The sequence below is a fragment of the Pseudomonas sp. R3-41 genome (genome assembly GCF_054161485.1).
In genome coordinates, this window is the sequence record NZ_CP096421.1 from 6,394,837 (window position 1) to 6,408,399 (window position 13,563).

Consider the following 13,563-nt stretch of genomic DNA (forward strand, 5'->3'; position numbering starts at 1 on the left):
CAAACCACTGAACCGTGACAATAAAAGCCCGCAGGGGTGGGGTGAAGTTTGTGATCAATTTCAATATCGCCCAATGGCGCGCATGGGCCCCTGGGCTCGAAAGCGTGGATGATTGGCAGGCATGGAGCCGACAGCCGGTCGTATTGCCAGCCAACGATGCCGCCCCTGACGTCTCGTTCCTGCCCGCCATGCAACGCCGGCGCCTCAGTCGCCTGGCGCGGATGGCCTTCAGCGTCGGCTGGCCACTGGCCGAGGGCCGTCCGGCCCTACCGTTGGTCTTTATTTCCCGTCACGGTGAAACCCCGCGCACTTTCGAGATTCTGAAGGACCTGGCGGCCGACCTGCCCTTGTCGCCGACCCAATTCAGCCTGTCGGTCCATAACGCGGTGATCGGCCTGTGGTCGATCATGCGCGGCGAAACCAGCGAAATGACCGCCCTGGCCGCCACGGGCGATGGGTTGGAGCACGGCGTGCTGGAGGCCGCAGCGCTGTTGAACGAAGGCTCGCCGGCGGTGTTGCTGGTGATTACCGAAGAACAACCGCCGCAGGTCTACGCACCGTGGGTCGATGACGTGCCTTTTCCCTATGCCGTGGGCCTGCTGCTGACCCCGGGCGACGATTGGCAACTGGACCTGTCCGCACAGGCCGACCACTCGCCTGGCGGCGACTGGCCCCATGCCCTGGATCTGTTGCGTACCCTGCTGAACAACGAAACCACCTGCCAACATGCCTGGAAGAATCGTGTATGGACCTGGCAACGCAACCGGTGACCGGCAAACATCGCGACGCCTATTACTGGCGCCTGGTCGCGACCGCCGCCAGCTTCGCCCTGTTCGGGCTGGGCGGGCTGTGCCTGCGTTTGCTGGTGTTCCCGTTGCTGGCCTGGTTGCCCGGGGATGCCAAGGCCCACCGACAAAGGGCTCGTCGCACCGTCGGGCGGTTGTTCTGGTTCTTTATCCGATTCATGGCCCGCACCGGGGTGCTTACCTACCAGATCGATGGCGCCGAACGGCTCGGGCGTCCCGGGCAGATGATCATTGCCAATCACCCGTCGCTGATCGACGTGGTGTTCCTGATCGGGCTGGTGCGCGACGCCAACTGCGTGGTCAAGCAAAGCCTGTGGGAGAATCCTTTCACCCGTGGCCCATTGCGTTCTACCCAATACATCAGCAACGACGGCAGCATGGACATGCTCGATGCCGCCAGCGACGCCTTGCAAAATGGCCAGACGCTGATCGTCTTTCCCGAAGGGACGCGCACTCAGCCAGGCCAGGTGCCGGCCTTTCATCGGGGAGCCGCGGCCATTGCCCTGCGGGGTGCGAAAATCCTCACGCCCGTCACGATCAAGGTCAACCCCACGACCCTGACCAAGGCCGAACCCTGGTATCGCATCCCTCGGTGTCGCGTGCACTTCAGTTTTCACGTCGGGGCCGATATAGACCCACAGGCGTTCGCCGCGCTCGGCCCGCCACCCCAGGCTTCGCGCAGGCTCAACGATTTCTTGCATCACTATTACATCAAGGAGCTCGCCGAAGATGAGCGATCTGCACCGTGACATCAAACAGCTGATCATCGAAGCCCTTGGCCTGGAAGACATCGGCATCGACGACATCGGCGACCATCAGACCTTGTTCGGCGAAGGCCTGGGCCTGGACTCGGTGGATGCCCTGGAGCTTGGCCTGGCGATCCAGAAAAAATATGGCATCAAGATCGACGCCGACGCCAAGGACACCCGTAACCATTTCAGCAATGTGGCAAGCCTTGCGGCCTTCGTCACTGCAAAAAGCGCCTGAGACCGACCATGCAAACTCGTGACGACATTTTCAACACCCTGCGTGATGCCCTGGTCGAACTCTTCGAACTGGACCCAACGCGCGTGACGCTGGAATCGAACCTGTACCAGGACCTGGAAATCGACAGCATCGATGCGGTCGACCTGATCGATCACATCAAGCGCCAGACTGGCAAGAAAATCGCAGCCGAAGAATTCAAGTCGGTGCGCACCGTCAATGACGTGGTCGAGGCGGTCTATCGACTGGTCCAACCGGCCGCATGACCCGGCTGATTGGCCTCGGCCTGCTACTGGCAGGCCTGCTGTACCCCTTTGCGGTGTATTTCGGCATGGAGCATTTCGCCCCGTGGCAGTTCGGGCTGCTGCTGGGGAGCCTGTGGCTGGCCCGGGCGTTGCTTGGCAAGGGCGGCGCCGGCAGCCGCTGGATGGCTGTCACGGCGATCGGTTTTTGTGTGTTGCTCGCGCTGTTCGACAGCCCGCTCCTGCTGCGCTGGTACCCGGTGCTGATCAGCGGGTTCATGCTCGGGCTGTTCGCCCTGAGCCTGAAATACGGCCCGCCGATGATTGAACGCCTGGCCCGCCTGCGCGAACCGCAGCTGCCGGCCAAGGCCGTGGTGTATACCCGCCAGGTCACGGTGGCCTGGTGTGTGTTTTTCCTGTGTAACGGTTTGCTCGCCGCCGCCCTGACCATTTGGGCGCCGCTGAGCTGGTGGATGTTGTACACCGGCCTGATTTCCTACGGATTGATGGGGCTGCTGTTTGCCATTGAATGGCTCATACGACAACGGGTAAGAGGCCGCCCATGAATTGGATAACACTTGAGCAGATGTTGCTCAGGGCTCAGCCGGAACGCACCGTTACGGTCGCTCCGGCGCTGGATCACTCGCAACTGCGGGACGCGGCGTTGTGCCTGGCGGCCGGCCTGCAAGCCCGGGGCGCGCGGCATGTGGCGGTGCACCTGGACGATGCCGCCGACCTGGCCATCGCCCTGCTCGGCGCTTGGCGTGCCGGGGTGCGGGTCCTGCTGCCCGCCGACCTGCAAGCGCAGACACGCCAGCGCTGGGCGGCGGACGTGGACCTGTGGTTGACCGACCAGCCCGGCGACACCCATCCCGGCGACGTGCGACACGCGCCGATGGATGGCGCCGAACTCGACCTCGATCACTGCTGGCTGAGCCTGTGCACCTCCGGCTCCAGCGGCGAGCCCAAGCGCATCGAGAAAACCCTGCGGCAGTTGAGTAACGAAGTCCAGGCCCTGGAACAGCTGTGGGGCGCCGACCTCGGCCCGGCCTGCATGATCGGCAGCGTGGCCGCCCAGCACATCTACGGACTGCTGTTTCGGGTGCTGTGGCCGCTGTGCGCCGGGCGTCCATTCATGCGTCGGCAACTGGCGTTTCCCGAAGACCTGCAACGGGCCAGCCGCGAACAACCGGCGTTCGCCTGGGTCGCCAGCCCGGCATTGCTCAAGCGCATGGGCGACAACCTCGATTGGCCGGCCTTGAGCAGCGTGCGTCGAGTGTTTTCCTCTGGCGGCGCCTTGCCCTCCGAGGCCGCACAAAGCTTGCAGCGACGCCTGGGACAATGGCCGACGGAAATTTTCGGCAGCTCGGAAACCGGCGGCATCGCCTGGCGCCAGGGCGGCGGATTGTGGCAACCCTTTGCCGGCGTCGAGTTGAGCCAGGACAGCGACGGCGCCTTGCTGATCGCTTCGCCTTATCTGCCGGCCGGGCATGTGGAACATACCGCTGACGCAGCGCGGATCGCCGACGACGGGCGCTTCGAGCTGCTCGGGCGACTGGACCGTATCGTCAAGCTTGAAGAAAAACGCATCTCCCTGCCGATGCTGGAACAAGCACTGGTGGCCCACGACTGGGTCAGCGAAGCGCGATTGGGCGTGGTGCAGGAGAATCGCGCCTCCCTTGGCGCGCTGGTGGTGCTGAGTGATGCCGGCCTGCATGCCTTGCGCAACCAGGGCAGACGCGCCGTTACCGAGGGCCTGCGCCGGCACCTGAGCGCCCACTGCGAAACCCTAGCCCTGCCACGGCGCTGGCGCTGGCTGCGGCAGTTGCCGCTCAACGCCCAGGGCAAGTTGCCCCAGGCCGAGGTCGAGGCGCTGCTGCTGGCGCCACGTCCAAAAGGCCCCGAAGTCCTGGAGCGAGTCGAAACCGATGGGGAGTGGAGCCTGCAATTGATCGTGCCGCCAGACCTGGCGTACTTCAGCGGTCATTTTCCCACCGCGCCGGTGTTGCCGGGCGTGGTGCAGGTCGACTGGGCCCTGAGCCTCGGCCGACAACTGCTGGACCTGCCGCCCCGATTTGTCGGCATGGAAGTGCTGAAATTCCAGCAACTGGTGCGCCCCGGCGATGAAATCCAGCTGCACCTGCGTTTCGACCGCGAGCGCGGCAAGCTGTACTTTGCCTTCCGCAATGACACGGCGGCGTGCTCCAGTGGGCGGATTGTGTTGGGGGGCAACAATGCTTAGGCATCTGCACAAATCACTGTGGCGAGGGAGCTTGCTCCCGCTGGGCTGCGAAGCAGCCCCTGGTTTTGCAAGAGCGAGCGCTTCGCACTCGAGCGGGAGCAAGCTCCCTCGCCACAATGGATTTGTGGAGGGCAGAAAACATGCATAACCCCTGCGCCGTCATCCCGGTCTACAACCACGAAACCGCCATCTCGGCGGTGGTCACGGCGTTGCTCGCCAACGGCCTGCCCTGTGTGCTGGTGGATGACGCCAGCAGCCCGGCGTGTGCCGCGGTGCTGGAACGGCTGGCCGAAGGCGAGCAGGTGCATCTGCTCAGGCTGGCCGTCAACCAAGGCAAGGGCGGTGCAGTGATGGCCGGCCTGCGCGAAGCCTCGCGCCTGGGTTTCAGCCATGCGCTGCAGGTGGACGCCGACGGACAGCACGATCTTGGCGACGTGAAAACGTTCATCGAGCAATCCCGGGCCCACCCGGACGCGGTGATCTGCGGGTATCCCCACTACGACGCCAGCGTGCCGAAAGGCCGCCTGTATGCGCGCTACCTCACTCACGTCATGGTCTGGATCAACAGCCTGTCCCTGAAAATCCGCGACTCGATGTGCGGTTTTCGGGTCTATCCCTTGGCACCGACCCTGGCCGTGATCGACTCGGCCAACATCGGCAAGCGCATGGATTTCGACTCGGACATCCTCGTGCGCCTGGCCTGGCGCAATCAGCCGATGCACTGGCTGCACACCCGGGTCCATTACCCCCAGGATGGGGTTTCGCACTTTCGCCTGTTTCACGACAACGTGCTGATTTCCAGCATGCACACCCGGTTGTTCTTCGGCATGCTGGTGCGCTTTCCCCTGATTCTCTGGCGACGGTGGCGGGCATGAGTCTTCAGGCAGACAAACAACATTGGGCCGACCGCCAGGAGCGCGGCAGTTACTGGCTGATGAAACTCACCGCCCTCGCCGCCAAGGTGCTCGGCCGGCGCTTGCTGACGCCGGTGCTGTACGGCATCGTCCTGTACTTCTTCATTTTCGGTCGTAGCGCCCGGCAGGCAGCCTGGCAATACCAGCAACGCCTGGCCGACTGGAGCGCACGTCCCGAATTGCGCCCGACCCGCTGGCGGGTGTTCGGGCAGTTCATGGCCTTTGCCGACTCCCTGCTCGATAAACTCGACGTCTGGAACGGCAAGCTGAGCATCGACCAGATCGAGATCGTCGACCCGGCGCTGTTGCGCAATCACCTGCGCGATGCCCGCGGACAAATGCTGGTGGGCGCGCACCTGGGCAACCTGGAGATGTGCCGGGCCCTGGCCGAGCTGGGCGAGAAAGTCACCATGAACGTGCTGGTGCACACCAAGCACGCCGAGCAGTTCAACCGCTTGCTGGGCGAAGCCGGCGCCACGCACCTGCGGCTGATCCAAGTCAGCGAACTGGACCCGGTGATCATGTTGCAGCTGAGCGAACGCCTGGAGCGCGGCGAATGGCTGGCGATTGCCGGCGACCGCGTGCCGCTGCACGGCGGGCGCAGCGTGACCGTGGATTTCATGGGCCACCCGGCGGCATTCCCGCAAGGCCCGTGGTTGCTGGCCGGCCTGCTCAAATGCCCGGTCAACCTGCTGATGTGCCTCAAGCACGAGGGGCGCTATCGCGTCACCCTCGAACCCTTCGCCGATGCCGTGACGTGGAAGCGCAACGAGCGTGAGCAAGTGATCGCCCACTGGGCCGCCCGCTACGCCGAACGCCTGGCGCAGTACTGCCTCCAGGGCCCGCAACAGTGGTTCAACTTTTACCCTTTCTGGAAGACCGATGACGATGCCCACTCTTGAGCCGGTAACCTTCGGCGAACGCCCCTTGCGCATTGAAGACGTGCTGGCCCTGGCCAACCGTCAGGCACCGACGCAGTTGCAAGATGACCCGGCGTTCCGCCTGCGCATCGCCAAGGGTGCGCAATTCCTCGATTCCCTGCTGGACAAGGAAGGCGTGATCTATGGCGTGACCACCGGTTACGGCGACTCTTGCGTGGTGGCCGTGCCGCTGCACCACGTCGAGGCCCTGCCCCGTCACCTGTACACGTTCCACGGCTGCGGCTTGGGCAAGCTGCTCGACGCCCAGGCCACTCGCGCCGTGCTCGCGGCGCGTTTGCAGTCGCTGTGCCACGGCGTGTCGGGGGTGCGGGTGGAACTGCTGGAACGCCTCCAGGCCTTTCTCGAACACGACATCCTGCCGCTGATTCCGGAAGAAGGTTCGGTGGGCGCCAGCGGCGATTTGACGCCGCTGTCCTACGTCGCCGCCACGCTTTCCGGCGAACGGGAGGTCATGTTCCGTGGCGAGCGCCGCCTGGCCGCCGACGTGCACCGTGAACTGGGCTGGACGCCGCTGGTGCTGCGGCCCAAGGAAGCCCTGGCGCTGATGAACGGCACCGCGGTGATGACCGGCCTGGCCTGCCTGGCCTTCGCCCGCGCCGACTACCTGCTGCAACTGGCGACCCGCATCACCGCGCTGAACGTGGTCGCCCTGCAAGGCAACCCGGAACACTTCGATGAACGCCTGTTCGCCGCCAAACCACATCCGGGGCAGATGCAAGTCGCCGCGTGGCTGCGCAAGGACCTGGCAATCGACGCGCCGACCGCGCCACTGCATCGCCTGCAAGATCGCTATTCCCTGCGCTGCGCCCCCCATGTGCTCGGGGTATTGGCCGACAGCCTGGGCTGGCTGCGCGGGTTCATCGAAACCGAACTCAACAGCGCCAACGACAACCCGATCATCGACGCCGAAGCCGAGCGCGTGCTCCATGGCGGGCATTTCTACGGCGGGCATATCGCCTTCGCCATGGACAGCCTGAAGAACCTGGTGGCCAACGTCGCCGACCTGCTGGACCGGCAACTCGCGCTGCTGGTGGACGAGCGCTACAACCATGGCCTGCCGAGCAACCTTTCCGGCGCCAGTGCCGAGCGAGCGATGCTCAACCACGGCTTCAAGGCCGTGCAGATCGGCACCAGCGCCTGGACCGCCGAAGCCCTGAAAAACACCATGCCGGCCAGCGTGTTCTCGCGCTCCACCGAGTGTCACAACCAGGACAAGGTGAGCATGGGCACCATCGCCGCCCGGGATGCGATCCGCGTGCTGGAACTGACCGAACAAGTGGCCGCCGCCACCTTGCTCGCCGCCAACCAGGGCGTCTGGCTGCGCAGCCGGGCCGAAGACGCACGTCCACTGCCACCGGCCCTGGCCGCCATGCACCAGCAACTGGCCGAGGATTTCCCGCCGGTCATCGAAGACCGCGCCCTGGAAGGCGAACTGCGCCTGTGCCTGCAACGCATCGCCGAGCAACACTGGAGGCTGCATGCGTAGCCAAGGTGTTTTGCACGTCGACACGCAGATCGTGGTGCCATTTTTCGACGTCGATTCAATGAACGTGGTCTGGCACGGCCATTACGTCAAATACCTGGAAGTGGCCCGCTGTGCCCTGCTCGACCTGATCGGCCACAACTACAATGACATGCTCGAATCGGGGCATGCGTGGCCGGTGATCGACCTGCAGTTGCGCTACGTACGCGGTGCCGTGTTCGGCCAGGCTCTGACCGTGCGCGCCAGCCTGGTGGAGTGGGAAAACCGGCTGAAGATCAACTACCTGATCAGTGACGCCGCGACAGGCGAACGCTTCACCCGGGCCAGTTCAGTGCAAGTGGCCGTGGACATGGCCACTCGCGAGATGCTGCTGGCCTCGCCACGGGTCTTTGTCGAAGCCGTCGAGAGGAAACTGTCATGAAGCGCCTGTTCATCTGGCTGCTGCTGTGCAGCCTGTCGCCGCTGGCCCAGGCGTTCGATCTACAGCAATTAAGTGACCAACTGGCCCGCCCGGAGGTGATCCACGGCCAGTTCATCCAGGAAAAACACCTGCGCGCCCTGCCCCAGCCCCTCACCAGCAAGGGCCGCTTCGTGCTGGCGAAAAACCACGGGCTGCTGTGGTTGCTGCAGACCCCACTGCAACAGGACTACCGCATCACCGCCCAGGGCATCGCCCGGCGGGACGGCAATGCCTGGCAAATGCTGCCGAACAAGAGTGCCGGCGCCGAGCAGAACCGGTTGTTCCTGGCGGTATTGCAGGGCGACAGCAGTGGCCTGCAACGGGATTTCGAGCTGAGCCTGTCGGGCGAGCCGCAGCAGTGGAAGCTCACCTTGACCCCGCGCTCGGTGCTGCTCAAGCAAGTCTTCAACCAGATCAACATTGACGGCGGCGAACTGGTCCAGCGCATCGAATTGCTGGAAACCCAGGGCGACAGCACCGTGCTGCGCATGCTGGACGCTACCGCCGCGCAACCTTTGAGCGAAGCGGAGCAACATGATTTTGCCGAGTGAACGGATGCTGCCCCGGCTGTTCCTGATCCTGCTGCTGGCGGTGCTCGCGCTCGCCGGCTGGCAATGGCGCAACGGCGCGCCGCTGTCGGCCAACCTCATGGAGCTGGTGCCGGGCACATCGCCCGACGCCCTGGAACTGATCGCCGAGCAGCGCATGCAGGAGCCGCTCAACCGCGAGGTGCTGGTGCTGGTCGGCCATACCGATCGCCAGCAAGCCATCGCCCTGGCGCAAACCCTGGGCGAGCAATGGCAGGCCAGCGGCCTGTTCGACAAGGTGCAGTGGACGCTGCAGGCCGACGTGCCGGCGCTGCGCACGCAACTGCTCAACGGCCGGCTGGCGATGCTCTCGGCGGCGGACCGGGAGCAATTGATCGAGCAGCCCCAGGCGTTCATCCAGCAGCGGGTGCAGGCCTTGTTCGATCCGTTCAGCGGTTTCAGCCTGGTGCCGAACCAGGACGATTGGCTGGGCCTGACCGGGCGTATCCAGAACAGCCAGCCACAACGCGGCGCGATCCAATTCGACATCGGCAGCGGTGCATTGGTCGCCGATGCCGACGGTAAAAGCTGGGTGATGCTGCGGGCCCGCGCCCAGGGCAACGCGTTCGACATGAACCTGCCGCTGCAAGTGGCCGAACTGCTGCAACGCAGCCGCGACCAGGCGAGCCAGGCCCAAGGGCAATTGCTGGCCGCCAGTGGCCTGCTGTACGCCGCCAGCGGCCAGCAACAGGCGTCGCGGGAAATCACCTGGGTCGGCGGTGGCGCTACCATCGGCATCCTGCTGTTGCTGTTGCTGGCTTTCCGGCGCTTGCGCGTGTGGCTGGCGTTCATGCCGGTGCTGGTCGGCATGCTGTTCGGCGCGGTGGCGTGCGTGGCGTTGTTCGGACGCATGCATGTGATGACGTTGGTGCTGGGTTCGAGCCTGATCGGTGTCGCGGTGGATTACCCGCTGCACTACCTGTCCAAGAGCTGGAGCCTCAAGCCGTGGCGCAGCTGGCCGGCCTTGCGCCTGACCCTGCCGGGGCTGAGCCTGAGCCTGGCGACCACCTGCATCGGCTACCTCGCCCTGGCCTGGACGCCGTTCCCGGCCCTGACCCAGATCGCGATATTCTCCGCCGCCGGGCTGGTCGGCGCCTACTTGACCGCGGTCTGCCTGTTGCCGGCGCTGCTCAAAGGCGCAGACCTGCGTCCGGCCCAGTGGCCGCTGCGGCTGTGCGAATGCCTGCTCCAGATCCGCCAAGCGTTATTGGCAAGGGTGCCCACGCCGGTGCTGCTGGTGCTGTTGCTGAGCTTCTGCGCGGGCGGCCTCTGGCACCTGACCACGAAAAACGACATCCGCCAATGGATCGGCACGCCCCAGCACCTCACCGACGAAGCCCGCGACATCGCGCGCATCACCGGCTTTCAGCCCACCAGCCAGTTCTTCCTGATCCGCGCCGATGATCAGCCCCAACTGTTGGAGCGCCAGACCGCCCTCAACGAGCGACTGGACCAGTTGATCGCCCTGGAAAAACTCCAAGGCTACCTGTCACTGAACCAACTGATAAGCCCGCCCGCCGACCAGCAGAAAGTGCGCCAAGCACTGGCCCGATTGCCGGACTTCTGGCAACCGCTGCTTGACCTGGGCGTGCCGGTCGCCGCACTGCAAGGGGAGCTGGCGCAATTGCAGGCCTTGCCGGTGACAGACATCGATGCCGCGCTGGCCGGTCCCCTGGCCGAGCCGTACCGCACACTCTGGCTCGGCCCCACGACGCAAGGCGTGGCCGCTATGATCAGCCTGCAAGGCTTGAACGATGCCGCGCTGCTGCGCGTGCAAGCCGTAGACCTGCCGGGCGTGCAACTGGTGGATCGCCTGGGTGACCTGAACCGGGTCTTCGCCGCCACGCAGGTCAGCGCCGCCGAGTTGAAACTGGCCTCCTGCGTGCTGATTGTGCTGCTGCTGATCTGGCCTTTCGGGGTTAGCGCGGCCTTGCGCATCGTTGCCCTGCCGTTGCTGGCCGCGCTATGCAGCCTGGCGAGCCTCGGCTGGCTGGGACAACCACTGACGTTGTTCAGCCTGTTCGGCCTGTTGCTGGTGACGGCCATCGGCGTCGATTACGCGATCCTGATGCGCGAACAGATCGGCGGTGCCGCCGTGAGCCTGCTGGGCACCCTGCTGGCAGCGGTCACCACCTGGCTGTCGTTCGGCCTGCTGGCATTGTCCAGCACACCTGCGGTGAGTAACTTCGGCCTGGCGGTGAGCCTGGGGCTGGCCTTCAGTTTCATGCTGGCGCCGTGGGTCGGGCGCCAGGAACACCCTATACCTGCTCAAGAAGATCAACGATGACCCAGGATATTCAAGGAATCCCCATGCCTGTCACTGAAACGGAATATCGCCAGGTCGTCATCATCGGTGCCGGCCCCTCCGGTGCCATCGCCGCCGCCCTGCTCAAGCGCAAGGGCCACGATGTGCTGGTCATCGAGCGCCAGCTATTTCCACGGTTCTCCATCGGTGAGAGCCTGTTGTCCCATTGCCTGGATTTCGTTGAAGAAGCCGGCATGCTCGACGCGGTGAATGCCGCCGGCTTCCAGCGCAAGAACGGCGCCGCGTTTGCCTGGGGCGAACGCTACAGCGCCTTCGATTTTGGCGAGACCTTCAGCAACGGCAAGCCCACGACTTTCCAGGTGCAACGCGCCGACTTCGACAAGTTGCTGGCCGACCAGGCCGCCCTGCAAGGCGTGGAAATCCGCTACGGCCAAGCGATCACCAGCGCCGACTTCAGCCTCGCCAAGCCACGCCTGGGCGTGCAGCGCGAAGACGGCAGCGAGTACCGTGTCGAAGCCGACTTCGTGCTCGATGCCAGCGGCTATGGCCGCGTCCTGCCGCGCCTGCTGGACCTTGAGGCGCCGTCGAACTTCCCGGTGCGCCAGGCCGTGTTCACCCACATCGAGGATCGCATCGACGCCCCGGCGTTCGACCGGGAAAAAATCCTCATCACCACCCACCCGAGCAAACGCGACGTGTGGTTCTGGACCATTCCGTTCAGTGGCGGACGCTGCTCGGTGGGCGTGGTCGCGGCGGCGGAACATTTCGCCGGCCGCACCGACGACCTCGATGCGTGCCTGCGCGGTTTCATCGACGAAACCCCGAGCCTGGCCGGCGTACTGCAGAACGCGGTGTGGGATACTCCGGCGCGGACCATCGGCGGCTACTCGGCCAACGTCAGGACCCTGCACGGCCCGGGCTTTGCCCTGTTGGGCAACGCCGCGGAATTCCTCGACCCGGTGTTCTCCTCCGGCGTGACCATTGCCATGCGGTCGGCGAGCATGGCCGCCGACGTGCTCCACCGTCAGCTGCAAGGGGAAAGCGTGGATTGGCAAAGCGAGTTCGCCGAGCCGCTCAAGCGCGGCGTCGATACCTTCCGCTGCTACGTCGAAGGCTGGTACGCCGGGACGTTCCAGGACGTGATTTTCTACACTGAAGGCTCTGACGACATCCGCCGCATGATCAGTTCGATCCTGGCCGGCTACGCCTGGGATCAGCGCAACCCGTTCGTCAGTGAACCCAAGCGGCGCCTGCGCATGCTCTCGGAAATCTGCGCGAGCCCGGCGCCGAGTCAGCAACCATGAGCTACCTGAGCGACAACTACGTCGAAGAAACCCGCTTCGGCTTCTGGTTCCTGCGCAGCCACACCTGGCAGCACCATGTGTTGCGCGTGGCGATCAACGACCTGCGCAGCCTGTTCAGCACCGCGCTGCCGGCCAACCCGGTACTGCTGGACGCCGGCTGCGGCCAGGGCAAGTCGTTCCAGTACCTGCGCCAGGTATTCGCGCCACAACGCCTGATCGGCGTGGATGCCGACCCCCACAGCCTGGACCTGAGCCGGGAGGAGGCCACGCGCCAGGGCATGACCGTGGAGCTGATTGGCAGCGACTGCGCGACCTTGGCGGTGCCCGATGCCAGCGTCGACCTGCTGTTCTGTCACCAGACGTTCCATCACCTGGTGGAGCAGGAAAAAGCCCTTGCCGAGTTCTACCGCGTCCTCAAGCCCGGCGGCTATTTGCTGTTCGCCGAATCCACCGAAGCCTACATCGACACCTGGGTGATCCGCTGGCTGTTCCGCCACCCGATGCACGTGCAGAAAAGTGCCGCGCAGTACCTGCAGATGATCCGCGATCAAGGGTTCCAGTTCGAAGAACGCAACGTGTCCTACCCGTACCTGTGGTGGAGCCGTGCCAAGGATTTCGGCCTGCTGGAGCGCTTCGGTCTACGCCGGCCCAAGCCCTTTGGCGAACGTGAGGAAACCTTGGTCAACGTGGTGGCGCGCAAGCCTTGCGAAGGGGCTGCCGGATGATCCGTGGCCTGCTGATCGCCTGCGTGTTGCTGCTCAGTGCCTGCGCCAGCCAGGCACCACTGCCCGCCCGCACGCCAACCCTGGCATTGCCGATGCAACTGCACATCGAGCGGACAATGGCCGGCCAACGTCAGGACTGGTTGCTGGTGGTCCAGCGCGAAGGCACCGGCATCCGTTGGTCGATGATGGACCCGTTGGGCATTCCCCTGGCCCGCCAGCGCCTGGTCGATGGCCAGTGGCAGGCCGACGGTCTGCTGCCCCCCAATGCCGAGGCCCGGGAGTTGTTCGCCGCGTTGTTGTTCGCGCTGACGCCTGAGGTCGAGCTGCCCGGCAACTACCCGGCGGCGCGACAACAGGCGTCGCAACGGAGCCTCGAGAATCGTTGGCAGGTGCGCTACATACAACCGCTGGATTTTGAAATGAGCCTGCCCCAAGGCCTGCGCTACCGCATCACATCGTTGACCGAGAACGCCCCATGACTCATGCCGATCAGCCAAGTGGCTACCACGGGAAAACACATAAACCGTGGCGAGGGAGCTTGCTCCCGCTGGGTCGGTCCGACGCCTCGGGCGCAGCAGCCCCAAAACAGGGCCGCTTCGCGCCCCAGCG

15 protein-coding genes are annotated in these 13,563 nt (G+C 64.8%); all 15 read left to right on the forward strand.

What is annotated here, in order from left to right:
• Nucleotides 1-50 precede the first annotated feature (50 nt).
• Nucleotides 51-770, forward strand: coding sequence for a beta-ketoacyl synthase chain length factor (locus tag M1D99_RS27580; RefSeq protein ID WP_458131086.1), 720 nt, complete (start codon nucleotides 51-53; stop codon nucleotides 768-770).
• Nucleotides 746-1,555: a lysophospholipid acyltransferase family protein gene (locus M1D99_RS27585; RefSeq protein ID WP_186729476.1), complete on the forward strand. Its 810-nt coding sequence runs from the start codon at nucleotides 746-748 to the stop codon at nucleotides 1,553-1,555. The genes M1D99_RS27580 and M1D99_RS27585 overlap by 25 nt, the downstream gene beginning before the upstream one ends.
• Nucleotides 1,536-1,793, forward strand: a complete 258-nt coding sequence (locus M1D99_RS27590) for a phosphopantetheine-binding protein (protein WP_186706043.1) — start codon at nucleotides 1,536-1,538, stop codon at nucleotides 1,791-1,793. The genes M1D99_RS27585 and M1D99_RS27590 overlap by 20 nt, the downstream gene beginning before the upstream one ends.
• Before the next feature lie 8 nt (nucleotides 1,794-1,801).
• A complete protein-coding gene (locus tag M1D99_RS27595) occupies nucleotides 1,802-2,056 on the forward strand; it encodes an acyl carrier protein (protein ID WP_458131087.1) in 255 nt (84 codons plus the stop codon).
• Nucleotides 2,053-2,598, forward strand: coding sequence for a COG4648 family protein (locus M1D99_RS27600; RefSeq protein ID WP_434572820.1), 546 nt, complete (start codon nucleotides 2,053-2,055; stop codon nucleotides 2,596-2,598). Before M1D99_RS27595 ends, M1D99_RS27600 begins: the two co-directional genes overlap by 4 nt.
• Entirely contained in the window at nucleotides 2,595-4,274 is a 1,680-nt protein-coding gene (locus M1D99_RS27605; protein ID WP_458131088.1) for an AMP-binding protein, read from the forward strand. Before M1D99_RS27600 ends, M1D99_RS27605 begins: the two co-directional genes overlap by 4 nt.
• A gap of 140 nt (nucleotides 4,275-4,414) precedes the next feature.
• Nucleotides 4,415-5,149, forward strand: coding sequence for a glycosyltransferase family 2 protein (locus M1D99_RS27610; protein WP_458131089.1), 735 nt, complete (start codon nucleotides 4,415-4,417; stop codon nucleotides 5,147-5,149).
• A complete protein-coding gene (locus M1D99_RS27615) occupies nucleotides 5,146-6,090 on the forward strand; it encodes an LpxL/LpxP family acyltransferase (RefSeq protein WP_186706048.1) in 945 nt (314 codons plus the stop codon). Before M1D99_RS27610 ends, M1D99_RS27615 begins: the two co-directional genes overlap by 4 nt.
• The gene (locus M1D99_RS27620) at nucleotides 6,071-7,615 is read left to right on the forward strand and encodes an HAL/PAL/TAL family ammonia-lyase (RefSeq protein WP_186729472.1); all 1,545 of its coding nucleotides are present in this window, start codon (nucleotides 6,071-6,073) and stop codon (nucleotides 7,613-7,615) included. The genes M1D99_RS27615 and M1D99_RS27620 overlap by 20 nt, the downstream gene beginning before the upstream one ends.
• Nucleotides 7,608-8,033: an acyl-CoA thioesterase gene (locus tag M1D99_RS27625; RefSeq protein ID WP_186706050.1), complete on the forward strand. Its 426-nt coding sequence runs from the start codon at nucleotides 7,608-7,610 to the stop codon at nucleotides 8,031-8,033. Before M1D99_RS27620 ends, M1D99_RS27625 begins: the two co-directional genes overlap by 8 nt.
• Nucleotides 8,030-8,623, forward strand: a complete 594-nt coding sequence (locus M1D99_RS27630; protein WP_186706051.1) for a LolA family protein — start codon at nucleotides 8,030-8,032, stop codon at nucleotides 8,621-8,623. Before M1D99_RS27625 ends, M1D99_RS27630 begins: the two co-directional genes overlap by 4 nt.
• A complete protein-coding gene (locus tag M1D99_RS27635) occupies nucleotides 8,607-10,946 on the forward strand; it encodes an MMPL family transporter (protein ID WP_458131090.1) in 2,340 nt (779 codons plus the stop codon). Before M1D99_RS27630 ends, M1D99_RS27635 begins: the two co-directional genes overlap by 17 nt.
• A 23-nt stretch (nucleotides 10,947-10,969) precedes the next feature.
• Entirely contained in the window at nucleotides 10,970-12,229 is a 1,260-nt protein-coding gene (locus M1D99_RS27640) for an NAD(P)/FAD-dependent oxidoreductase (RefSeq protein ID WP_458131091.1), read from the forward strand.
• Nucleotides 12,226-12,954, forward strand: a complete 729-nt coding sequence (locus M1D99_RS27645; protein ID WP_458131092.1) for a class I SAM-dependent methyltransferase — start codon at nucleotides 12,226-12,228, stop codon at nucleotides 12,952-12,954. Before M1D99_RS27640 ends, M1D99_RS27645 begins: the two co-directional genes overlap by 4 nt.
• On the forward strand, nucleotides 12,951-13,433 hold the full coding sequence (locus M1D99_RS27650; protein WP_458131093.1) for a DUF3261 domain-containing protein: 483 nt from the start codon (nucleotides 12,951-12,953) through the stop codon (nucleotides 13,431-13,433). The genes M1D99_RS27645 and M1D99_RS27650 overlap by 4 nt, the downstream gene beginning before the upstream one ends.
• Nucleotides 13,434-13,563 lie beyond the last annotated feature (130 nt).